The 20,696-nt window shown below is 55.9% G+C and carries 24 protein-coding genes; 5 read left to right on the forward strand and 19 right to left on the reverse strand.

All coding sequences use genetic code 11. The features are described from left to right. Positions 1 to 58 precede the first annotated feature (58 nt). The 10 genes from GGR95_RS04630 to GGR95_RS04675 all read right to left on the reverse strand — a co-directional run bounded on the left by GGR95_RS04630 (position 59) and on the right by GGR95_RS04675 (position 8,659). On the reverse strand, positions 59 to 2,263 hold the full coding sequence (locus tag GGR95_RS04630; protein WP_184563278.1) for a 3-hydroxyacyl-CoA dehydrogenase NAD-binding domain-containing protein: 2,205 nt from the start codon (positions 2,261 to 2,263) through the stop codon (positions 59 to 61). Then, positions 2,260 to 2,739 (reverse strand): hypothetical protein, encoded by a 480-nt coding sequence (locus GGR95_RS04635; protein ID WP_184563279.1) that lies wholly within the window; start codon positions 2,737 to 2,739, stop codon positions 2,260 to 2,262. Before GGR95_RS04635 ends, GGR95_RS04630 begins: the two co-directional genes overlap by 4 nt. Before the next feature lie 4 nt (positions 2,740 to 2,743). After that, positions 2,744 to 3,955 carry an acetyl-CoA C-acetyltransferase gene (locus GGR95_RS04640; RefSeq protein ID WP_184563280.1) on the reverse strand — a complete coding sequence of 404 codons (1,212 nt, stop codon included), beginning with the start codon at positions 3,953 to 3,955 and terminating at the stop codon, positions 2,744 to 2,746. A 44-nt stretch (positions 3,956 to 3,999) separates the two neighbouring features. Continuing rightward, a complete protein-coding gene (locus tag GGR95_RS04645; RefSeq protein WP_184563281.1) occupies positions 4,000 to 4,188 on the reverse strand; it encodes a hypothetical protein in 189 nt (62 codons plus the stop codon). Next, a complete protein-coding gene (locus GGR95_RS04650; protein ID WP_184563282.1) occupies positions 4,188 to 4,826 on the reverse strand; it encodes a glutathione S-transferase family protein in 639 nt (212 codons plus the stop codon). The genes GGR95_RS04645 and GGR95_RS04650 overlap by 1 nt, the downstream gene beginning before the upstream one ends. Positions 4,827 to 4,904: 78 nt before the next feature. Further along, positions 4,905 to 5,450, reverse strand: coding sequence for a hypothetical protein (locus GGR95_RS04655; protein WP_184563284.1), 546 nt, complete (start codon positions 5,448 to 5,450; stop codon positions 4,905 to 4,907). A 61-nt stretch (positions 5,451 to 5,511) separates the two neighbouring features. Further along, positions 5,512 to 5,724: a hypothetical protein gene (locus GGR95_RS04660; protein ID WP_184563286.1), complete on the reverse strand. Its 213-nt coding sequence runs from the start codon at positions 5,722 to 5,724 to the stop codon at positions 5,512 to 5,514. Positions 5,725 to 5,772: 48 nt separating this feature from the next. After that, positions 5,773 to 7,554 (reverse strand): acyl-CoA dehydrogenase C-terminal domain-containing protein, encoded by a 1,782-nt coding sequence (locus GGR95_RS04665; RefSeq protein WP_184563288.1) that lies wholly within the window; start codon positions 7,552 to 7,554, stop codon positions 5,773 to 5,775. A gap of 30 nt (positions 7,555 to 7,584) precedes the next feature. Next, a complete protein-coding gene (locus GGR95_RS04670; protein WP_184563290.1) occupies positions 7,585 to 7,974 on the reverse strand; it encodes a MerR family transcriptional regulator in 390 nt (129 codons plus the stop codon). Between the two features lie 304 nt (positions 7,975 to 8,278). Beyond that, positions 8,279 to 8,659, reverse strand: coding sequence for a MerR family transcriptional regulator (locus GGR95_RS04675; protein ID WP_184563292.1), 381 nt, complete (start codon positions 8,657 to 8,659; stop codon positions 8,279 to 8,281). Positions 8,660 to 8,792: 133 nt separating this feature from the next. On the opposite strand from GGR95_RS04675, the gene GGR95_RS04680 reads away from it, so the two are divergent. The 3 genes from GGR95_RS04680 to GGR95_RS04690 are packed head-to-tail and all read left to right on the forward strand — an operon-like array spanning position 8,793 to position 11,048. Beyond that, positions 8,793 to 9,215, forward strand: coding sequence for a PaaI family thioesterase (locus tag GGR95_RS04680; protein WP_184563294.1), 423 nt, complete (start codon positions 8,793 to 8,795; stop codon positions 9,213 to 9,215). Then, positions 9,212 to 9,736 carry a PaaI family thioesterase gene (locus GGR95_RS04685; RefSeq protein ID WP_184563296.1) on the forward strand — a complete coding sequence of 175 codons (525 nt, stop codon included), beginning with the start codon at positions 9,212 to 9,214 and terminating at the stop codon, positions 9,734 to 9,736. Before GGR95_RS04680 ends, GGR95_RS04685 begins: the two co-directional genes overlap by 4 nt. Then, entirely contained in the window at positions 9,729 to 11,048 is a 1,320-nt protein-coding gene (locus GGR95_RS04690) for an MATE family efflux transporter (protein ID WP_184563298.1), read from the forward strand. The genes GGR95_RS04685 and GGR95_RS04690 overlap by 8 nt, the downstream gene beginning before the upstream one ends. On the opposite strand, the gene GGR95_RS04695 is transcribed toward GGR95_RS04690, so the two are convergent. Genes GGR95_RS04695 through GGR95_RS04715 form a run of 5 tightly spaced genes read right to left on the reverse strand, consistent with a single transcriptional unit; the run spans position 11,045 to position 13,995 of the window. Then, complete coding sequence (locus tag GGR95_RS04695) at positions 11,045 to 11,842, reverse strand: class I SAM-dependent methyltransferase (RefSeq protein ID WP_184563300.1); 798 nt, start codon at positions 11,840 to 11,842, stop codon at positions 11,045 to 11,047. The genes GGR95_RS04690 and GGR95_RS04695 overlap by 4 nt on opposite strands. Continuing rightward, positions 11,839 to 12,180 (reverse strand): arsenate reductase (glutaredoxin), encoded by a 342-nt coding sequence (arsC, locus tag GGR95_RS04700; protein ID WP_184563302.1) that lies wholly within the window; start codon positions 12,178 to 12,180, stop codon positions 11,839 to 11,841. The genes GGR95_RS04695 and arsC overlap by 4 nt, the downstream gene beginning before the upstream one ends. Next, positions 12,177 to 13,220: a quinone-dependent dihydroorotate dehydrogenase gene (locus GGR95_RS04705; RefSeq protein WP_184563304.1), complete on the reverse strand. Its 1,044-nt coding sequence runs from the start codon at positions 13,218 to 13,220 to the stop codon at positions 12,177 to 12,179. The genes arsC and GGR95_RS04705 overlap by 4 nt, the downstream gene beginning before the upstream one ends. Next, positions 13,217 to 13,648 carry a DUF1330 domain-containing protein gene (locus tag GGR95_RS04710; protein ID WP_184563306.1) on the reverse strand — a complete coding sequence of 144 codons (432 nt, stop codon included), beginning with the start codon at positions 13,646 to 13,648 and terminating at the stop codon, positions 13,217 to 13,219. Before GGR95_RS04710 ends, GGR95_RS04705 begins: the two co-directional genes overlap by 4 nt. Further along, on the reverse strand, positions 13,645 to 13,995 hold the full coding sequence (locus GGR95_RS04715) for a DUF952 domain-containing protein (protein ID WP_184563308.1): 351 nt from the start codon (positions 13,993 to 13,995) through the stop codon (positions 13,645 to 13,647). Before GGR95_RS04715 ends, GGR95_RS04710 begins: the two co-directional genes overlap by 4 nt. A gap of 160 nt (positions 13,996 to 14,155) precedes the next feature. On the opposite strand from GGR95_RS04715, the gene GGR95_RS04720 reads away from it, so the two are divergent. Then, the gene (locus GGR95_RS04720; RefSeq protein WP_184563310.1) at positions 14,156 to 15,712 is read left to right on the forward strand and encodes a bifunctional metallophosphatase/5'-nucleotidase; all 1,557 of its coding nucleotides are present in this window, start codon (positions 14,156 to 14,158) and stop codon (positions 15,710 to 15,712) included. A gap of 65 nt (positions 15,713 to 15,777) precedes the next feature. Here the strand turns inward: GGR95_RS04720 and GGR95_RS04725 are convergent, their stop codons facing one another. The 3 genes from GGR95_RS04725 to GGR95_RS04735 all read right to left on the reverse strand — a co-directional run bounded on the left by GGR95_RS04725 (position 15,778) and on the right by GGR95_RS04735 (position 17,901). Further along, the gene (locus GGR95_RS04725) at positions 15,778 to 16,251 is read right to left on the reverse strand and encodes a DUF1203 domain-containing protein (RefSeq protein WP_184563312.1); all 474 of its coding nucleotides are present in this window, start codon (positions 16,249 to 16,251) and stop codon (positions 15,778 to 15,780) included. A gap of 214 nt (positions 16,252 to 16,465) precedes the next feature. Then, entirely contained in the window at positions 16,466 to 16,885 is a 420-nt protein-coding gene (locus tag GGR95_RS04730; protein WP_184563314.1) for a hypothetical protein, read from the reverse strand. 128 nt (positions 16,886 to 17,013) lie between these two features. Further along, positions 17,014 to 17,901, reverse strand: coding sequence for a LysR substrate-binding domain-containing protein (locus GGR95_RS04735; RefSeq protein ID WP_184563316.1), 888 nt, complete (start codon positions 17,899 to 17,901; stop codon positions 17,014 to 17,016). Positions 17,902 to 18,006: 105 nt separating this feature from the next. On the opposite strand from GGR95_RS04735, the gene GGR95_RS04740 reads away from it, so the two are divergent. Then, a complete protein-coding gene (locus GGR95_RS04740; protein WP_184563318.1) occupies positions 18,007 to 19,230 on the forward strand; it encodes an acyl-CoA dehydrogenase in 1,224 nt (407 codons plus the stop codon). 126 nt (positions 19,231 to 19,356) lie between these two features. Here the strand turns inward: GGR95_RS04740 and GGR95_RS04745 are convergent, their stop codons facing one another. Next, positions 19,357 to 20,682, reverse strand: coding sequence for a lyase family protein (locus GGR95_RS04745; protein ID WP_184563320.1), 1,326 nt, complete (start codon positions 20,680 to 20,682; stop codon positions 19,357 to 19,359). Between the last annotated feature and the right edge of the window lie 14 nt (positions 20,683 to 20,696).

A 20,696-nucleotide genomic window follows, 5' to 3' on the forward strand; every position in this document is an offset into this window, starting at 1 on the left:
ACCGAGCTATAAAAAAGGGGCGCATGATGCGCCCCTCTCTCTTTCTATGCGCTTTAACCTAGGCAGCGGCTGCATCCTTGGGGCCAAAGCGGCCATAGAAGGATTGGTTTTTGTCAGCCATTTCCCGCAGCAGATCAGGGCATTTGAAGCGTTCGCCAAATTGTGCTTCGAGCTGGTCACAGCGTTCGGCGGCGTAGGGGGTGCCGATCATATCCAGCCATGACAGCGGCCCACCGGACCAAGGCGCAAAGCCCCAGCCAAGGATCGCACCTACGTCACCTTCGCGGATGTCCATCAACACGCCTTCTTCCAGTGCACGCACGGCTTCCAGCACCTGAACAAACATCAAACGGTCTTGCACGTCTTGCAATTCGGGTTGGACCTCGGCCAGCGGGTATTTATCCTGCATGCCTTTCCAATATCCCAGACGTTTGCCCTTTTCGTCATAGTCGAAATAGCCCGCTTTGGATTTACGGCCCAAACGGCCTTTTTCTTCGAGCCAGACGATCAGCTCATCCGCCTCGGAGGCGGGATAGGCATTGCCCATCGCCGCTTTGGTGGCGCGCATGATTTTGGTGGCCAGATCAACAGAAGTCTCGTCACCCAACTGCACAGGACCCACAGGGAAGCCAAGCATTTGCGCGGCTTGGTCGATGAACCAAGGGGCGACGCCTTCGGTGATCATGCGGTTTGCTTCATTTCCGTAAGGGATGATGCAGCGGTTGGCATAGAAGAACCGCGCATCGTTAACCACAATCGGGGTTTTACGGATTTGACGCACATAATCGAGGGCCTTTGCCACCGCACGGTCGCCTGTTTCCTTGCCTTTGATGATCTCCACCAGCGCCATCCGCTCAACAGGGCTGAAGAAGTGGATGCCGATGAACTGGTCGGCACGGCAAGACGCTTTGGCCAATTCGCTGATCGGCAAGGTGGAGGTGTTGGAGGCATAAATGCAATCCTCGGGGATCACGGCCTCGACCTTTTTGGTCATCTCGGCTTTCACCGCAGGGTCTTCAAACACAGCTTCGATGATCAGGTCACAGCCTTTGAGGGCGTCCAGATCAGCCGTGGCAGTGATCAGCGACAGCAGTGCCTCTTTCTTTTCTACCGTGGCCTTTTTACGCGCAATACCCTTGTCCATGTAGCTTTCGGAATAGGCTTTGCCCTTGTCGGCGGCGGCTTGGTCGCGGTCGATCAGGACCACTTCGATACCTGCCTGCGCCGAGACCAATGCGATACCCGCACCCATCATGCCAGCACCCAAAACGCCCAGTTTTTTGACGCGCTGATCGGCGATGCCTTCGGGGCGCACAGCGCCTTTTTCCAAGGCTTCTTTGTTCAGGAACAAAGAGCGGATCATGGCAGAGGATGTGGGGTTTAGCAGAACTGAGGTAAACCAGCGTGCTTCGATCTTTAGGGCCGTGTCGAAAGGCACAAGCGCGCCTTCATATACGGCTGACAGCAGGGCTTTGGCGGCGGGATAGACGCCTTTGGTCTTACCGTTCACCATGGCGGATGCGCCCACAAAGGTCATGAAACCCGCAGGGTGGTACGGCGCGCCGCCGGGCATTTTATAGCCTTTGGCATCCCAAGGTTTCAGGATATCGGCATCTGTTGCCGACAAAACCCAAGCACGCGCATCGGCCATTGGATCGTCGCTGACTTCATTGATGATGCCCGCTTTTTTGGCGGCGTCAGGTGACAACATTTTGCCTTCCAACAGCAGCGGCGAAGCGGCCATTGCGCCCAGCATCCGCACAAGGCGTGTGGTGCCGCCAGCACCCGGGAAAATACCCACCTGAATTTCAGGCAAGCCGATCCGCGCCTTGGGGTTGTTGGCAACAAAAACACGGTGGGTGGCCAGCGGCAATTCCAGCCCGATGCCCGCCGCAGTGCCCGGCAAAACCGAGGCGATAGGTTTGCCGCCTTTGTTGGTTTTCTTATCCATGCCTGCGCGTTCGATCTTGCGCAGCAGATGGTGCATTTTCATGGTGCCTTCAAACAGGCCCTTGGCCGGATCATCGCCTGCGTCTTCGCGCATTTTTGCCAACAGGTTCAGGTCCATCCCGCCTGCAAAAGACCCTGCTTTGCCAGAGGTGATCACGATACCTTTGACGGCGTCATCGGCAAGGGCAGCGTCAATGCAGGCATCCAGTTCGGACAGCCCGTCGATGGACATCACGTTCATGGATTTGTCTGCGACGTCCCAAGTGATTGTTGCAACGCCTTCGGCGTCAGTGTTCATTGTAAAATCGGTCATTTTGTATTCCTGATTTCTGTTTGTTCTTCTGATGGCTTTAGAGGCTTTGATGTAAGCGCGTAGCCAACAGTTGTATTGGCATCGACCGCATACTGACTGTTTATAACTTGCCAGTGCCCGTCGATGAATTCGAGGATTGAGTAACACGGAAAACTGTCGCCTAAGCGCTGATTGCCAGACATCACATGGGTGATGTGCGTGGCCTCGATGCGCGTAGGGGTCCGATATTCGGAGACTTCGATAATACGGACCAGTTCGGTAACACGGTTGAGGGTGTAATACTCGACCAGCTTACCAAACATGGCACGCATTTCTTCGCGTGTATTTATCGTTGCCTTATCTTCCGAGGAAGAGATGAAATGGGGGATGCGAAAACAAGGCTCAAAGGAATCGAAATCATTAGAGAGCAAGGCTTTGCCCGTGATCTCCAAAATCTCCTCCGAGATTTCCTTTGCTGTTTTTACGTGATCCCCCATCGTCTCAGACTCTTTCAATGATCGTGGCGGCACCCATGCCTGAGGCGATGCAAAGCGTGGCAAGGCCGACTTCTTTGTCGGTGCGCTCCAATTCATCCAGCAGTGTGCCGATGATCATTGCACCTGTAGCGCCTAGCGGGTGACCCATGGCGATAGAGCCGCCGTTCACGTTGACTTTTTCCTCATCCACGTCAAAGGCTTGCATAAAGCGCATGACAACGGCGGCAAAGGCTTCGTTGACTTCGAACAGGTCGATGTCACTGATGTTCATCCCGTTATCTGCAAGGATTTTTTCAGTGACTGGAACAGGGCCAGTGAGCATGATTGTAGGGTCCGTGCCGATCTTGGCAGTCGCACGGATGCGCGCACGTGGCTTGAGGCCGTATTTTTCGCCAAATTCCTTATTGCCGATCAGCACAGCCGCGGCACCGTCAACGATGCCCGAAGAGTTACCTGCGTGGTGGATGTGGTTGATTTTTTCCAGATGCGGGTATTTCAGCAGGGCGACTTTATCAAAGCCGGGCATCACTTCGCCCATGGCCTGAAACGCGGGGTTCAGGGAGCCAAGGCTCTGCATGTCGGTTTGGGGGCGCATGTATTCGTCTTCGCTCAGGATTTCGAGACCGTTCTGGTCACGGATCGTGATGACGGATTTGGCAAAGCGTTTTTCATCCCACGCTTTTTTGGCGCGTTGTTGGGACAGCACCGCCAGTCGGTCTGCCTGTTCGCGGGTAAATCCGTATTCTGTGGCGATGATGTCTGCCGAGATACCTTGCGGGACAAAATACTGGTTCATGGCAATGCTGGGATCAGCCGCAATTGCTGCGCCATCGCTGCCCATGGGCACGCGGCCCATCATCTCGACACCACCAGCGATATAGGCCATGCCAGCGCCGCCTTTGACTTGGTTTGCCGCAAGGTTCACGGCCTCCATGCCAGACGCGCAGAAGCGGTTGATCGCAAGGCCGGGAATCCGCTCATCCAGATCGGAGGCCAGCACAGCAGAGCGGGCAAGGCAGCCGCCTTGCTCCATCACTTGGGTGACGTTACCCCAGATCACATCCTCAACGGCATGGCCTTCAAGGTTGTTACGCTCTTTCACAGCGTTCAAGGTGAGCGCAGAAAGACGCAGTGAAGTGAGTTCGTGCAGCGCCCCGTCAGCGCGGCCTTTGCCGCGTGGGGTGCGCAATGCGTCATAAATATATGCTTCGGTCATGGTGTCGGTCCTTTCTTGAGGAAATCGTCAAGCAGCGCGGCAAGTTATGCCGTTTCACTGCGTGTGAGGCTGTATTGTGCTTTTCCTTCTTCGGCATAAAACCGGAAGGTAACGGGCCTTGTGGCATGATCAGTTTCATACATCATCAACCCTTCGGCGATCCATCTGCGATCCTGAATGGAGGCGCGGAAAGGGCTGAACATGGAAAACCAGCGTGAGGCGGCTAGAGACATCAGGCGCGATCCGCGGGTGAGCCGGGCATCAGATCATAGGGCGCTTTCCAGCCTTGTGTCTGTGACAAGCGGGTGAGCCATGCATCGATGTTCGGATAAGCGCTTCGGTCAAAGCCGAAGGGTTCGGGGTAATAGAGATAGCCACAGCAGCTCAGGTCTGCATTGGTAATGCCATCACTGACAATCCAGTTGCGCCCCGCGAGGTGGTTGTTGAGCAACTCGTAATTCACCGCAAGGCGTGCCTGATTAAAGGCAATCACCTCTTTAGGTTGTTTTTCAACGGGCATAAAGTTGATCAGAAAGCGCGTCATCCCCGCCATAGAGCTGAGCTTGTGATTGTCCCACAGCACCCAGCGCAAAATCTCGCGGCGCTCGGTCGCGTCTTTGCCGCCGAACTTGCCTGATTTTTCGGACACATAGTCTTGGATGACGCCAGATTGAGTGAGCCTCACATCGCCATCAATCATCACGGGCGCTTCGCCCATATCGTTGATGGTTGTACGGTATTCTGGTTTGAGGGTTTCGCCGCCAAAGAAATCGACTTTGACGGGCTCCCAAGCCAGACCAGAAAGTTCAAGTGCAAGTGCGGCTTTATAGGCGTTCCCGCTTTCGCCGAAACAGTAGAGTTTGATGGTCATAGTCTGGTTCCTGTTGTCTGTGTGCCTAGCGGTGAACTTTCGGACGCGCATTGATCGCAAATGCTGAAGGGCCCGTTTTTATTTAATCACTTTTGACGTGCCTTTGGGAAAGGTGACGTCTTTGAAGTCGGGATAGACTTTGCGCATCAACTCGACTTGGCGCGCGTCGTCGATGCGAATGAGATACCATTTGTCGCCGTCTTCCAAGGTGAGTGTTTGGTTGTTGGATTGCAGCTTCTGGCCTTCGGCTGTGCGGATCACAGTTTGCGTCGGGATCAATCCATAGGGACGGCCAGTGGGCGTGGTTCGGAATGTGGCGTTCTCTAGCGACATACCAAAAGACAGGATTTTTACATCGCGTGTGGTTTCGCGGGTCAATTTAGCCAACTCACGGCGCAACATCGGTTCTGGTACGCCTGCATCCTTGGCGATGGTCGCAATCATACGTGGGGGAATGATATTGACGATTTCAGTGGTATTGCCGCGCACAAAAGCTTGCTCAAAATTGGCGATACGCGTCGAAATGGCTGCGCGATCCTCTGGGGGCAGTGTGTAGGATGATGTTTGCGGTGTCGTGCACGCGGCAACGAATAAGACGGAAGCCATGAGTATTTTGCGGATCATCGTGTCATTTCCTATCGTATAGTTGGCGCTGGGCCGTCGTGCCGTAGGGTTTGGCAGTTTCCTATTTCTTACGGGCGTCCAGTTCAGAGTTAAACAGCCGCATCCGCGCAATCAGGTTTTCTTCGTTTATGACCGATGAGAAGTTTTCAAAGATGAAGGACAGTGCTTCGCCTTCATCCAATCCAGAATCGGTGCTGAATTTCTTAAGCCTGCGATACCCGTCTTCGGTCATTGCAACGGGGAAGCGCCGTGTCAGGCGGAAGCGTTTTGGCACATGTCTCTCCTTGTAGGGTGGCGGGGGACGGCCCCCCGCCAGACAAGCTTAGAAGTTTGCCGCGTCGAGCGCCATAACCGTGTCCGCACCAGATTGGATACGTGTAAGGTGCAGGGCTGTCGCGGGCAGCTGGCGTGCCATATAGTAACGGCCTGTTGTCAGCTTTGTCTCGTAGAACGTGACGTCTGAGGCACCATTTGCCAATGCGATTTTGGCGGCTTTGCCCATCCGCGCCCACATCAGGCCAAGGCAAACGTGACCGAACAAGTGCATAAAGTCAGTAGAGCCAGCCAGCGCATTGTTGGGGTTCTTCATGCCGTTTTGCATAAAGTACATGCTGGCGGCTTGCAGGTCTTTGCTGGCGGCCTTGAGGGGCTCAATGAAGTCTGTGTCAAAGGCGTCATCCTGACCTGCATTCTCTTTGCAGAAGGATTTGACCAGATCAAAGAAGGCCATGAGGTGTTTGCCGCCATCTTGGGCCAGTTTACGACCCACAAGGTCAAGCGCTTGCACGCCGTTTGCGCCCTCATACAGCATGGCAATACGTGCATCACGGGTGAATTGGGACATGCCCCATTCTTCGATATAGCCGTGACCGCCGTAAACCTGCTGGGCTTTGACGGTCATGTCATAGCCGACGTCGGTCAAGAAACCTTTGATGACTGGGGTGAGCAGGGACACCAGCCCATCTGCGTCTTTGTCGTTTGAACGGTGTGCCGTGTCGATCAGGGTTGCGCCCCAAAGGATGAAGGCACGCGCGCCTTCAACGAAGGACTTTTGATCCATCAAAGAACGGCGGATGTCTGGATGCACGATTAGTGGATCGGCGGGTTTGTCAGGGAATTGCGCCCCTGTAACAGCGCGCCCTTGCAGGCGGTCATTCGCATAAATCACGGCGTTTTGGTAGGCTGCGTCAGCCGCGGATAGACCCTGCATGCCAGTGCCCAAACGTGCCTCGTTCATCATGGTGAACATGGCGCGCATGCCTTTATGCTCTTCGCCCAGCAAGAAACCCGTCGCACCATCATAGTTCATCACGCAGGTCGCATTGCCGTGGATACCCATTTTCTCTTCAAGGGAGCCAACGGAAACGGCGTTGCGTTCGCCCAGCGCACCGTCTTCATTTACCATGAATTTAGGGACGATGAACAAAGAGACACCTTTGACGCCTTTAGGGCCGCCTTCGATCTTGGCCAGAACCAGATGGATGATGTTATCCGCCATGTCATGGTCGCCCGAAGAGATGAAAATCTTCTGGCCAGTGATTTTAAAAGACCCGTCTGCTTGTGGTTCGGCTTTGGTCCGCATCATGCCCAGATCTGTCCCGCAGTGGGATTCTGTCAGGTTCATCGTACCTGTCCAGTCGCAGGCGACCATTTTCGGCAGGTACATGTTTTTTTGTGCGTCTGTGCCATGGGCCAGAATTGCTGTTGCTGCGCCATGGGTCAGGCCTTGGTACATAACAAAGGCGTGGTTGGATGCCGAGAACATTTCACCAACAGCAGAGCCGATGACAGCAGGCATATTCTGGCCGCCATATTGCTCTGGCATGTCCAGACCTGTCCAACCGCCTTCTTTGACCTTTGCAAAAGCTTCTTTGAAACCCGTAGGTGTGGATACTTTACCATCTTCCAAACGACAGCCTTCTTTGTCGCCGACGGCGTTCAGCGGGGCGAGAACTTCGGAGCTGAGTTTGCCCGCTTCTTCAAGGATGGCAGAGGTGAAATCCGGCTCCAGATCGGCATAGCCGGGGGTGGCGGATTCAGAGATTTTATGCACTTCGTGCAAGACAAATTGCAGGTCTTTTGTGGGGGCTGTGTATGTAGGCATTGGGTCTCTCCCTAGAGCAGATATGTCTGGTTAACTTGTTTTGCGCAGGGACGAGATCATCTTCTCCCCCCACTTAAGCTGGTCGCGTAAATCAGAGATGGCATCGTCAAGATCGTTGCGCTGTCTTTCCAAATCTTCAAGGCGTTTGCAGGCCAATGCATAGCTTTGTTCCATCTGGCTCTGCTGGCCGTCGCCTTTGTAGTACAGGTCCAGCAACAGGCGGATTTCTTCGAGTGAAAACCCAAAGCGTTTGCCGCGCAAGATGAGTTTGAGCCGTGCGCGATCCTTTTTGGTAAACAGGCGTTTCTGGCCAATGCGCTGGGGGAACAGCAGCTCTTTGGCTTCATAGAAACGCAAGGTGCGCGGGGTGACATCAAAGGTGTCACACATCTCGCGTATGGTCAGCGTGTCGGTGTTCATATGTCTCTCACGGTTAAGGTGACTCGCGGCAGGCATGTCGATTTCCGCAGGTGTATCGCCCTTGTGCCGCTTTACCTAGTGCGTCGTTACGTCAATTTCTACATTTACGTTGTGTCACGTTGCGTCAACTTGAGGGAAATGAAATGGGTTTGGGGAATTACAGGTGTAAGGCTGGCAAGCGGCTGAATGCTGCACAGCTGAACTGGTTTTCTTTAATAATGTGGCAGCAGATCACTACCGTGCGACTGGGGCGCACGACAAACCTTGCCTGAGATAGATGCAGTGGGCCAAGGCCCGCGCTGACCTAGGCTTTTTCGCTCAACGCGTCCAATGTCACATCGCGTAAACGCGTCAGCTCTACCAGTGCGTTATCAATCTGGGTCTTCTTGATCGCGAGTTCTTCCAACTGCCCGTTGGCTAAATCAATCCAAGCCCGCATTTGCGCTTCGGTGCCTTCGTTTTCATAGATCAGTAGCCATTGGCGAATATGTTCCAAGGAAATCCCAAAGCTGCGGCCGCGCAGAATCAATTCCATCCGCGCGCGTTCGCGTGGTCCGTAGAAACGGGTGCGGCCTTCGCGGTCGGGGGATAGCAACTCAATATATTCGTAATAACGCAATGTGCGTGGTGTCACGTCAAACTGCGCACACATTTCCTTAAAGGTCAGGCGTATTACTTCGCTCATGGTGTGATCGTCCTCCCACGAGCAAAGTAAAACCACTGGGCCGGAAGTGCAACGGTCCCTATTGCCCTTTATGCGTGTGACTGCTGTAAAGAGCCAAAGTGCAAGCCTGTGTGCTTGCCGCGAAGGAGAGCCGATGGTTGATATAGTTGCGATGGCGAAACAGTTCATTCACGCCTTACCCCATTCCGTTATGCTGGGGATGGAGCCGCGCGAGATGGGCGCAGGCGAAGCCTCAATCAGCATGCCGTATAAAGAAGAACTGATCGGCGATCCTGTCACAGGGGTTATTCATGGGGGCGCGGTGTCTGCCTTGATGGACACTTGTTGCGGGGCAGCTGTGATGTGCCATCCTGATAATCGCGGTGGCACGGCGACAATTGATTTGCGCATTGATTATATGCGCGCCGCCACCCCCGGCCAGACGATTGTGGCCCGTGCGACGTGTTACCATTTCACCCGCTCTGTCGCCTTTGTTCGTGCAGTGGCGACCGATGATGACACGGGTAATCCTGTCGCCACTGCCACAGGCGCCTTCACCGTGGAGGCCAAGAAATGAGCCCGCGCAGCAAGCCAGAATCCGTACAAGTTATCAAGCAACGCCGCGATACTGCCTTACGGGTGTTGACCGAAGCCGTGCCCTATATTCGTTTTTTGGGGATCGAGTTTGAGCGTCGTGGGGATGAATTGACGGGGATCTTGCCCTTTAAACAAGGGCTGATCGGCAATCCGTTATTGCCCGCGCTGCACGGCGGGGCCACGGCGGCATTTTTAGAAGTCACTGCCGTGATGACGCTAAACTGGTTCCATCTTTGGGATGATCTGGAGGCGGGTAAGATCAACCTAGAAACACTCACCCCGGCCAGTCTGCCGCGCCTGCCCAAGACAGTGGATTTCACCGTTGATTATTTGCGGACTGGTCTGCCGCGCGATGCCTATGCGCGTGCACGGATCACCCGTGCAGGGCGGCGTTATGCCAGCGTTCAGGTTGAAGCGTGGCAAGACAACCGCGAACGGCTTTATGCGCAGGCCATGGGGCATTTTGTGATGCCCGCCCCTCGAGAAACTGAAGGTGAGTGATCTGGCCAACCAACGCCTGAGCCACAAACGCGTTCTGCATATTGCGATCCCCGTCGTCCTTTCTAACGCGACCGTGCCGATTTTGGGCGCAGTTGATACGGGGGTGATTGGCCAGATGGGGCTGGCCGCGCCGATTGGGGCGGTGGGCATTGGGGCGGTGGTTTTGTCTGCCTTCTATTGGGTGTTCGGATTTTTGCGCATGGGCACAGTGGGCCTGACGGCACAGGCCGAGGGGCAGGGTGATCACGGTGAGGTTGCCGCCCTTTTGACGCGTGCCTTGATGATCGGTCTGGGCGCAGGTGTGGCCATCATTGCGCTGCAAGCGGCGTTATTCTGGGCTGCCTTTCGGGTCTCACCCGCCAGTGCCGAAGTGGAGACACTGGCGCGGCAGTATATGGCGATGCGAGTCTGGTCGGCACCTGCGGCGATTGCGCTTTACGGCGTCACAGGCTGGCTGATTGCACAAGAACGCACACGGGCGGTGCTGGTGCTACAACTATGGATGAATGGGCTGAACATCGCGCTGGATTTCTGGTTTGTGCTTGGGCTTGGCTGGGGCGTGCAGGGGGTGGCTTTTGCGACGTTTTTGGCCGAATGGAGTGGCCTTGTGCTGGGCCTATGGTTTTGCCGTGCCGTATTTGCAGGGGCGGCATGGCGGGCGTGGGGCACTGTGTTTGACGCGGTACGCTGGCGGCGGATGATGGGGGTGAACACCGACATCATGATCCGCTCCATGCTGCTGGAGGCGATTTTCGTGAGCTTTATGTTTATCGGCGCGGGGCAGGGTGATGTGACGCTGGCTGCTAATCAGGTGTTGCTGCAATTCCTCATGATCACCAGCTATGCATTGGACGGTTTCGCCTTCTCTGCCGAAGCTTTGGTTGGCAAAGCTGTGGGCCGTCGTGATCCGGTGCATCTGCGCCGAGCGGCACTGCTGTCCACTGGCTGGGGGTTGGGCTCTGCTGCCCTGATGGCGCTGGGCTTTGCCCTGTTTGGTGGCATGATCGTCGATGCGATGACCACCGCACCAGAGGTCCGGGTACAAGCGCGGATTTATCTGCCCTATCTGGTTGGGTTGCCTGTGATTGCCTGCGCGGCCTTTATGCTGGACGGGATATTTGTGGGGGCCACTCGAAGCCGTGACATGCGCAATATGATGGCGCTGTCTTTTGGCGTCTATGTTGGAGCGGTGCTGCTGCTAGAGCCACAATTTGGCAACCACGGATTATGGCTGGCAATGCTGATTTCCTTCATCGCACGCGGGATCACGCTGGGCCTGCGCTATCCCGCGTTGGAACGCGCAGCGGCTTAGGTTTTCACGGCACGGAGCAGATAACTCATCGGGATTTGCGCGTCGCGGTCTTTGTAGATGTCGTAATCAACCTCGCGGATCGAATGCGGGTACTCATGCAGGGCGGTCAGTGCCAGCCCTGCATCCAGCGCCGATTGCACGATCACACCCAGCGTATGGGCGAACCAATGCGCCTCTGGCCCGCCTTCGCTGCCCGTGCCGTCATATGTGATTGTCTCGGTCTCGATATGCGGTTGGGTGCGGAAATAGCTGAAGGCGGGTGTCTGTGGGGTGTCAGAGGCAGGGTCAAACATTTCTAACATGGGGTGGGTTTCATAGATCACCAATTGGCCGCCAATCCGCAGTAAGCTGGCGATAACCTTAAAGAACTGCGGTAGATCGGGCATCCAGTTCAGGACGCCGATGGTGATGAAAGCGATGTCGAAGTCTCGCGGCGCCTCTGCGGGCAGCGCATAGATGTCCCCTTGCACGAAATTCACATTATGGGGGCTTAACGTGTTCAACGTAGCAGCTTGCGCCAGAAAAGCGTCGGATTGATCGATGCCCCAACCTTCCGCCGCGCCAAGTGCCATGGCTGAAAACGTCTCGCGGCCATTGTTGCAGCCCACTTGAACCACCCGCGCCCCTGCCACGCCTGCGTCCTGCAGTGCGGCGGTCAGGACCTCATCAAGAACCGATCCGCCCTGATGGATGGTTTTGCACAATGCCTCCCACTCTGTGCCAGCGCCATGCAGCGGGGCAGAGGCATTCCAAGCAGCACGGTTCAGCGCGGTGACGTGGGTGGTGTCGCTCATAACAATGCCTCTACAGCTTCGGGTGGGCGTCCGATCACAGCGCGGTTGCCAGAAAAGACGATGGGGCGTTCGATCAGGATCGGGTTTTGTGCGGCGGCAGAGAGCAAACTTGCGCCACTATCTGTGCGGGTCAGCCCCAATTCTTTGAACAATTTCTCTGACGGGCGCAGCATGTCAATTACTGCAACGCCAAGGGCTACTTGGGCTTTCTCCAGCTCTGCCAAATTGGGGGCATCCTCCAGATATTTGCGCACCATATGAGGCAGGCCCGCCGCCTCGATCAACGCCAGTGTTTGGCGCGATTTTGAGCAGCGCGGATTGTGCCAGATCGTGATCACAACCAATCCTCGCGGCGGCTGCCCACCGCATCTGCCACGGTGGCAAACCCGTCGCGGGCCAAGCGTTCGTCAATGCCTTTGGCAATCGCAGGCACCATCGCCAGCCCACCAAACACCAGAGCGGTGTAAAGTTGAACAGCGCAAGCGCCGGCGCAAATCTTGGCATAGGCCTGATCCGCATCGCTGATACCACCGACCCCAATGAGGGGCACATCCGTCAACGTAGACAAGCGTGCCAATACACGGGTGGATTTTTCAAATAACGGCGCACCAGATAATCCACCTGCCTCGCCTTTGTGGGGCGATTGCAAACCGTCGCGCGACAGCGTGGTATTGGTTGCGATGATCGCGGCAACGCCCGCATCTTGAGCCACTTGCGCCACGTCGGCAATCTCGGCTTCGGTCAAATCAGGGGCGATTTTCAAAAAGACTGGCGTGTCGCCGCGAACGTCCATCACACCTTGCAGCAGGCCTGCCAATGCGGCTTTGCCCTGAAGATCACGCAGCTTTTCGGTGTTGGGCGAAGAGACATTGACCGTGGCAAAATCCACGTGATCGCGAGCGGCTTCCATCACCTGCGCAAAATCGGCGGCGCGGTCAGTGCTGGTTTTATTTGCGCCTAGGTTCAGACCCACGGGAATAGTGCGTTTGGCGGCGGCGATACGCGCACAGATCGCTTCCATGCCTTCGTTGTTGAACCCGAAACGGTTGATCGCAGCGCGGTCTTCGGTCAGGCGAAACAGGCGGGGTTTGTCGTTGCCCGGTTGGGGCAGGGGCGTGGCGGCACCGACTTCGATGAATCCGAAGCCCGCATCGCTGAGCGGTTCAATCGCGGTGGCGTTTTTGTCAAATCCGGCGGCAAGACCGACAGGGTTGGCCAGACGCATTCCCGCCAGATCAACGCCAAGTCGCGGCGAGGTGATAGGCCCGGGACGTGCGGTAAGGCCCATGCGCAAAGCGCGAATGGCCAGCCCATGTGCCGCCTCTGGGTCAACGCGGTGCAGCAGTGTGAGGCCCAGTTTTTCGATCAGTGCGTTCATGCAAATATTCCTGATGCGGGGAGGGGTTTGCTGCGGATCAGGCGCGAATTCATCACGGCTGCTTGACGGTGAACCACGGCCTTTTGATATTCAGGGTCAGTGACCATTGCCAAAAACGCGCCTGCATTTTTGTATTGGGCGATGAACATGGCATCCCATGGCTCGTCCGTGGGGCCGATCAGCGCCACTTCAAAGCCGCCGCGCCAGATGATTTTGCCGCCGACACGCTTGAGGACGGGACCGCTGGCTTCTCCGTAATTGGCATAGGCTTGCGCCCCTGTCAGGTTTTGGCCTGCCAATGCGTGCTCTGCTGGATATTGTGCCAACGGATGAAACTGCACAAGGTTGAGCATGTTAATAGGTGTGTCGCGGGGCAGCGATTTGAATATCTCGAACTGTGCGCGTTCGGTATCGGCGTAATGGGTCATACTGCGGCTTCCTCTAATCCAGCGGGAAATTGGTGAACACCCTCAACCAATGGCAAAGGCTGCGCCCAAACAACATCTGTCAGCGCCAATTCACGGTAGAGATGGGGGAACAGCGCATCGCCGCGCGAGACTTCCCATTCCAGTTCAGGTTCCAGTGCTTCCGTCTCGGCGGCGATCAGGAATAGCCCGTCTTGCCCTGCGAAATGTTTCGCGGCGGTTTCGGCGGCCTGTGTGGCGGTGGAAAAATGGATATAGCCATCGGCGACATCAATCGGCGCGCCTGTTGTGCGGCCCTCTTTGCGCAGGGTTTGCCATTCATCGGTGCGGAAAATTTTAAATATAAGCATGTTTATGTGATGCCTCTGCGGGGCAGGTGGGTCAAGGGCGAACGATGGGCAATGCGGCTGGGCGTGTTGCTTGGTTTTCTAGGGTAGGTGGTATCTGGCTTTGACAGGCGCAGTAACGCAGGCCACGATATAGGCAGTGATTCCAATGGGGGACCCCACCATGAAACGATTCCTTTTAAGCGCCGCAACCATAAGCCTGACAGCAGGTATGGCCAGCGCCGATTATAACCTGACGATTTTGCATACCAATGATTTCCATGCGCGGTTTGAGCCGATCAGCAAATATGACGGCCCTTGCGCGTCTGAGGATAACACCGCTGGCGATTGTTTTGGCGGCACGGCACGTCTGGTGACGGCGATCAAAGATGCCCGCGCCCGTACCAATAACGCGATCCTTGTGGATGGTGGGGATCAACTCCAAGGCACGCTATTTTACTCGTATTACAAGGGGAAAATGGCCGCCGAGATGATGAACAAACTGGGCTATGACGGTATGACCGTGGGCAACCACGAATTCGACGATGGTCCCGAAGTGCTGGCGTCCTTCATGTCGGCGGTGCAGTTCCCTATCTTGATGTCTAACGCGGATGTCAGCGCAGAACCTTTGCTGGCGGATAAGCTGGCTAAATCCACTGTGATTGAACGCGGCGGTGAAAAGATCGGCCTGATCGGCCTGACGCCAGAGGATACCCATGAACTGGCCAGCCCCGGTGACAAGGTCACGTTCTCTGATCCGATTGCCGCTGTGCAAGGCGAAGTCGACAAACTGACCGCGCAGGGTGTGAACAAGATCATCGTGCTGAGCCATTCAGGCTACGGCGTGGACCAAGCAGTCGCAGCCGCGACGACAGGCGTTGATGTGATCGTGGGCGGCCATACAAACACGCTGCTCAGCAACACAAACGAGCGTGCCGAGGGCCCATACCCTACGATGGTAGGGAATACGGCGATCGTGCAGGCCTATGCCTATAGCAAATATCTGGGCGAATTGAACGTCACCTTTGATGACGCAGGTAACATTACCGCCGCAACGGGTGAGCCCATTTTGATAGATGCCTCCATTACCGAGGATGCGGAGACAGTCGCGCGGATTGCCGAACTGGCGGCCCCATTGGAAGAAATTCGTAGCAAGGTTGTGGCCCAAACCGCCGAGCCGATTGTCGGCGACCGCGACGTCTGCCGTGCGCGCGAATGCACCATGGGCAACCTGATTGCGGATGCAATGCTGGCACGTGTGGCAGATCAAGGTATCCAGATTGCCTATCAAAACAGCGGCGGCATCCGCGCCTCGATTGATGCGGGTGCGGTGACGATGGGGGATGTTCTGACGGTTCTGCCGTTCCAAAACACGCTGTCCACCTTCCAGATCACTGGCGCAGTGCTGGTTGAGGCGCTGGAAAACGGCGTCAGCCAGATTGAAGAGGGCGCGGGCCGTTTCCCCCAAGTTGCGGGCATGACTTACGCTTTTGATGCAAAGGCGCCTGTGGGCAACCGGATCAGTGACGTGATGATTGGTGGCGCTGCTGTAGACTTGGAAAAAACTTACGGCGTTGTGTCCAACAACTATGTGCGCAACGGTGGCGATGGCTATGCGATGTTCAAAGACGCGGCCAACGCCTATGACTTTGGCCCCGATGTGGCAGAGGTTCTGGCCGAGTTTCTGATCCAGAACGCGCCTTATACGCCTTACACAGATGGCCGTATCGTCGCAAAATAATCTCTGCAAAAGCAGTGACCAAAAGGCGCGTCCAGTCTGGGCGCGCCTTTTTTGTGCGCTGTCTGCTAATTGTTTGCTGTGATCCGTGTCAAAAAGCAATTGTTGCTGGCGGATCTGACGTCCACAAATGCGATTTCGGGGCGGCTTAGCAGTTCTGCCGCATACTCTGGCAACGCATCAGGGGGCACAATCTTGCCTGTGCCGTAGCAAATCCGCTCATCTGCCGTATAGCCTTTGAGAAGATAGGCGGCACTGGTGGTTAGGATTAGTGGTATGCCATTTCCCATAAACGGGGCGCAATCACCTGCACATAAAAATATAGGCCCCGTTTCTGCGTAGGGCTGCATTTTGCCAAAAGGCCTATGTGCGATGATGAGCATTCCTGCTCCCTTTGGCACAAAGGAAAGACAGTGCCGGCAGGGGTTGCCTGCTCCGTTCGAAATCGTTTTCTCTGCTGGCTGATCATACGCGTCCGTGCCGCCTGCGCGCAAATGTGCAACTGTGTCTGTAGGCATCGGGGAATAGGTAAGTTGTGTCATATCGGGCTCCTTTGCGTTGAGTATGGCAAAGAGCCTTCCCCCTGAGCGATCCGTTTCTTGCGTATTTTCTGGCAAGGTAGGGGATCATAATTTCTTGGGGGTAGGTATGGTATGAAAACTGCCGCGCCGCAGGCGTGCGGGCGGCAGTTTGTGTTCAGCTCGGTGCTACATGCACCCCATCACCCGAGTAGGGCGCGAGATCGTCAAGGTTAGCTTAGTTTCCGAATACAAGGCCCGTGTCGCCTGGGTACAGCGATGGCGGGTCGTTGAAGTCAAGAGTGCTAATAACCCAATTTCGGTTGTATTTGTCTCGGCTTTGGTTGGGGCTAATTGAGCCATAACCACGGTGGATGCCCACAAATTCAGTTGGCGTGTCTGCCGCAATTGTCAGAGATTTTGTGCCATTTATCGAAATATTTGATATAAGCGTAACACCGTCTCTTGAGCGAATGTCGCGTCTTTCCCCAGATTTGTTGGTGATTTCCAACACATCGCCAGCCTTCACAAAGCTCAGTTCCGGAAAAAAACCATTTTCGTACATTACGACAGGGTATTGTTCAGCCGAGGCAAAGCCTGCGGACGTAGTAAGCGCTACGGCAGTTGCGGCCGCACGGAAAAAATTGTTACCAAGCATGGCTATGCTCCTAAGTGACGGCCCCCACCTTCACATTGGGTTTTACTAAAAGTTTAATGTGGCCGAATTGAGGCAAATGGGGCGGAATTACACTGAATTTCGCAGTTTCCTCTCAATTGGGGCGATCATTAGGAGTTTGTTAGTTTTTTAAGCCAGTCGCAAAAGGCTACCAGCGGCGGCGGGGCGGGGCGGTCTTCGGGCCAAACCAGATAGTAGCTGCCGATGCTTTCCGTTGTCTTGTTTGATGCCAGAGCCAATTGGCCATCCTTCAGATACGGCTCGGCTACAAATGTAGGTAATAATGCAATGCCAAGCCCATGCAGCGCAGCCTGCGCCATCGTTGCGAATTGATCAAACATCATGCCATGCGGCGGATCGCAGGGATGGCCAACTGCCTCAAACCACCTTGCCCACGCACGCGGGCGCGTTTCAAGGTGCAGCAGCGGATGCGCCAATAAATGCGCGGGGGTTTCAAAGGGTGCACCCGTCAGATTAGGCGCACAAACGGGCACAACAACTTCTGGCATCAAGGGAAGGTAATGTACCCCCGGCCAGTCTTCGTGGCCGAAATGGATCGCCGCATCAAAGGGGCTGGGGCCTAGGGCAAAAGGCTGTAGACGGGTGGACAGGTTTACCGTCACTTCGCGGTGCTCGGCGGCAAAGTCGGACAGGCGCGGTGCAAGCCAGTGCATGCCAAACGCAGGCAGAATCGCCAGTGACAGCACACCCGATTGCAGTTCTGTCGCGGCATTAACCGAGGCCTGTGCCAGCCTGCCCAGCACGTCACGGATTTCGCGCAAATATTCTGTACCTGCCTGCGTCAACACCAATCGCCGCCCTTGGCGCGCCATCAATTGCACGCCCAATTGCCCCTCCAGCGCTTTGATTTGGCGACTGATCGCCGATTGCGTCAGCGACAGTTCTGTAGCGGCCTGCGTGGCGCTGCCCAGTCTTGCGCAGGCCTCAAACGCCAGTAGCGCAGAGATAGAAGGCAGGTAGCGGCGGGGGGCGATCATGTATGATTAAAACTCATAGATTGAGGAGTAAGCATCGTTAGAACTTTGCGCGAGGATATGCAATGCTGGGCGCAAATACCTCGCATTCCTCAGAAAGGAACACCTATGACAGCCGAGACTCCCAAGTTGAGAGCCAAAGATAAACCAGATCTGGGCACGTTTGAATGGTCCGATCCGCTGCGTTTGCACGATCAACTGACCGAAGACGAGCGGATGATCATGGAAAGCACGCGTTCCTACGCGCAAGAAAAGCTGCAACCCCGCATCATCGAAGCCTATGCTGAGGAAAAAACCGACGCAGGCATCTTCCGTGAAATGGGTGACATGGGCCTGCTGGGTGTCACAATCCCCGAGGAATACGGCGGCCTTGGCGGTTCCTATGTTTCTTACGGTCTGGTTGCCCGTGAAGTAGAGCGTGTGGATAGTGGTTACCGCTCTATGATGTCCGTGCAGGCGTCCTTGGTGATGTACCCGATCTACGCCTATGGTTCGGAAGAACAGCGTAAGAAATTCCTGCCCAAACTGTGCAGCGGTGAATTCATCGGTTGTTTCGGCCTGACCGAGCCTGACGCGGGTTCCGACCCTGCTGGTATGAAAACCCGTGCTGTGAAAACCGCCACTGGTTACAAGCTGACGGGTTCCAAGATGTGGATCTCAAACGCACCGATTGCGGATGTGTTTGTGGTCTGGGCCAAATCCGAAGAGCATGGCGGTAAAATCCGTGGCTTCATCCTTGAAAAAGGCATGAAAGGTTTGACAGCGCCAAAAGTGGGCAACAAGCTGTCCTTGCGGGCGTCAATCACAGGTGAAATCGTGATGGACAACGTGGAAGTAGGCGAAGACGCGCTGCTGCCGCATGTTCAAGGTCTGAAAGGCCCGTTCGGCTGTTTGAACCGTGCGCGTTATGGCATCAGCTGGGGCGCGATGGGCGCTGCCGAATTCTGCTGGCATGCTGCACGTCAATACGGTCTGGACCGTCACCAGTTCAACAAACCACTGGCGCAAACCCAGTTGTTCCAAAAGAAACTGGCAGACATGATGACCGAGATTTCGCTGGGCCTTCAGGCGTCGCTACAAGTTGGCCGTTTGATGGATGTAGCCAACGCTGCTCCCGAGATGATCAGCATCGTTAAACGCAACAACTGCGGCAAGGCGCTGGAAATTGCACGTCATGCCCGTGACATGCACGGCGGCAACGGTATCTCTGGTGAATTCCAAGTGATCCGCCACATGATGAACCTTGAGACGGTGAATACCTATGAAGGTACACATGATGTGCACGCCCTGATCTTGGGCCGCGCACAGACTGGCTTGCAGGCGTTCTTTTAATACTCGCTTGTTGGAATGAAATCTAAAAAAGGCCCGCGCAGTTGTATGGCGCGGGCCTTTTTTGTGGGGCACTAAGGCTGGGAGAACCAAGTCGTAGTGGTGCTATCCTACGCCTTCTTATGTGCCTTATTGCGCCCGTGCTCTGACGACAAATCTCCGTGCGTCCCCTGCGGCCAGCCCTAAGGATTGTGCCGAGGCAAACAGGTCTGCGGGCAGATCGGGATAGGCTGCACGGGCCAGAACGTCTAGCGGGGTGTTTGTTTCTTGCGCTTGACGGCACAGTGCTTTGGTTTCGGCTTGTGCTTGCGGGCGTTGCATATGCGCGGCTAAGGCAAAGCTCAGTGCTTCGGCGTGGATTATCCCTCCGCTGCTTTTCAAGGTTTGTGCCATGCGCAGGCTGTCTGGTTGCATGTTTTGTGCCAGCCCTTTTGCGTGTTGCAACGCACAGGCGGTTCCAAGGGCGATCTGGGGCAGGATCATCCATTCTGTAAACCATGCGGCACCGTCGCGTTGGTGCAGATGTTGGGTGGCAGGGGCCATGGCTGCGCGCAGGCCTGCGCATTGGTGACCCAAAGCTTGCAAGACAGAAGGCGACACCGGGTTTTGCTTTTGCGGCATGGTTGAGGAGGCACCAGCGGTGCCCAATCTGACCTCCGCCACTTCGCTGCCCGTCAGAGCAATCAGCGTACCGCCCATACGCGACAGTACGGAAGTGACCTGTGCCAGCCAATCGGTGATCCTGAGTAGCGGGCCACGATCCACATGCCAACTGCGCATAGGGTCTTCCAGGCCCAAGCCTTTGGCTAGGGTGGCGCGCGTGTCTGCCGCATCTGGCCCCAAAGCTGAGGCTGTACCAGCGGCGCCCGACAAAGACACCAGCAGCGAGGATTTGCGCAAGGCGGGCAAGGCCTCAAGCAGATCGCACAGGGCGTGACCCCAATCCGCCAGCACCGCGCCCCAACTGGTGGGGGTGGCATGCTGGCCATAGGTGCGGCCCGCCATCGGGGTTGCGGCATGCTGCTCTGCCTGATCGGCAAGGGCGGTGACTACATCACGCAAGTCAGTTTCGGCCAGCAGCAGCAATTGCCGCAAACGTAGCATTAGGCCCGTGTCGAGGATGTCTTGCGATGTTGCCCCCCAATGCACGTATTGGGCATGCTCGGGGGCGTTCATCTCGGCGCGAAAGGCGTCCACCAAGCCCGGCACGCTCACGCCGTTAGCGCCTGTTGCGCGGGCGATCGCACCCGGGTCAATCTGGATCTCCATCGTTGCGCGTTGAATGGCTTTGGCGCTCAATTCGGGGATGATGCCCTGCGCCGCTTGCGCCTTTGCAAGCGCTCCCTCCACCAAAAGCATGGCGCGAATGGCGGCTGTGTCCGAGAACAATCTGCCGGCGTCGCCAGTCGGAAACAGGTGGGTATAAAGGGGGCTGTCAAATACAGAGGCGGTCATGCTGGGTATCCTGT

The organism is Sulfitobacter undariae (genome assembly GCF_014196805.1).
In the GTDB taxonomy this organism is placed as follows: domain Bacteria; phylum Pseudomonadota; class Alphaproteobacteria; order Rhodobacterales; family Rhodobacteraceae; genus Sulfitobacter; species Sulfitobacter undariae.

Excerpts from the sequence above, each read along its gene's own strand:
- GGR95_RS04650 (WP_184563282.1), bottom strand. The coding sequence starts at position 4,826 with ATGACCATCAAACTCTACTGTTTCGGCGAAAGCGGGAACGCCTATAAA.
- GGR95_RS04735 (WP_184563316.1), bottom strand. The coding sequence starts at position 17,901 with ATGATCGCCCCCCGCCGCTACCTGCCTTCTATCTCTGCGCTACTGGCG.
- GGR95_RS04645 (WP_184563281.1), bottom strand. The coding sequence starts at position 4,188 with ATGTCTCTAGCCGCCTCACGCTGGTTTTCCATGTTCAGCCCTTTCCGC.
- GGR95_RS04685 (WP_184563296.1), top strand. The coding sequence starts at position 9,212 with ATGAGCCCGCGCAGCAAGCCAGAATCCGTACAAGTTATCAAGCAACGC.
- GGR95_RS04635 (WP_184563279.1), bottom strand. The coding sequence starts at position 2,739 with ATGGGGGATCACGTAAAAACAGCAAAGGAAATCTCGGAGGAGATTTTG.
- GGR95_RS04680 (WP_184563294.1), top strand. The coding sequence starts at position 8,793 with ATGGTTGATATAGTTGCGATGGCGAAACAGTTCATTCACGCCTTACCC.
- GGR95_RS04655 (WP_184563284.1), bottom strand. The coding sequence starts at position 5,450 with ATGATCCGCAAAATACTCATGGCTTCCGTCTTATTCGTTGCCGCGTGC.
- GGR95_RS04640 (WP_184563280.1), bottom strand. The coding sequence starts at position 3,955 with ATGACCGAAGCATATATTTATGACGCATTGCGCACCCCACGCGGCAAA.
- GGR95_RS04630 (WP_184563278.1), bottom strand. The coding sequence starts at position 2,263 with ATGACCGATTTTACAATGAACACTGACGCCGAAGGCGTTGCAACAATC.
- GGR95_RS04715 (WP_184563308.1), bottom strand. The coding sequence starts at position 13,995 with ATGCTTATATTTAAAATTTTCCGCACCGATGAATGGCAAACCCTGCGC.
- GGR95_RS04665 (WP_184563288.1), bottom strand. The coding sequence starts at position 7,554 with ATGCCTACATACACAGCCCCCACAAAAGACCTGCAATTTGTCTTGCAC.
- GGR95_RS04675 (WP_184563292.1), bottom strand. The coding sequence starts at position 8,659 with ATGAGCGAAGTAATACGCCTGACCTTTAAGGAAATGTGTGCGCAGTTT.
- GGR95_RS04745 (WP_184563320.1), bottom strand. The coding sequence starts at position 20,682 with ATGACCGCCTCTGTATTTGACAGCCCCCTTTATACCCACCTGTTTCCG.
- GGR95_RS04670 (WP_184563290.1), bottom strand. The coding sequence starts at position 7,974 with ATGAACACCGACACGCTGACCATACGCGAGATGTGTGACACCTTTGAT.
- GGR95_RS04695 (WP_184563300.1), bottom strand. The coding sequence starts at position 11,842 with ATGAGCGACACCACCCACGTCACCGCGCTGAACCGTGCTGCTTGGAAT.
- GGR95_RS04705 (WP_184563304.1), bottom strand. The coding sequence starts at position 13,220 with ATGAACGCACTGATCGAAAAACTGGGCCTCACACTGCTGCACCGCGTT.
- GGR95_RS04740 (WP_184563318.1), top strand. The coding sequence starts at position 18,007 with ATGACAGCCGAGACTCCCAAGTTGAGAGCCAAAGATAAACCAGATCTG.
- GGR95_RS04725 (WP_184563312.1), bottom strand. The coding sequence starts at position 16,251 with ATGACACAACTTACCTATTCCCCGATGCCTACAGACACAGTTGCACAT.
- GGR95_RS04730 (WP_184563314.1), bottom strand. The coding sequence starts at position 16,885 with ATGCTTGGTAACAATTTTTTCCGTGCGGCCGCAACTGCCGTAGCGCTT.
- GGR95_RS04720 (WP_184563310.1), top strand. The coding sequence starts at position 14,156 with ATGAAACGATTCCTTTTAAGCGCCGCAACCATAAGCCTGACAGCAGGT.
- GGR95_RS04710 (WP_184563306.1), bottom strand. The coding sequence starts at position 13,648 with ATGACCCATTACGCCGATACCGAACGCGCACAGTTCGAGATATTCAAA.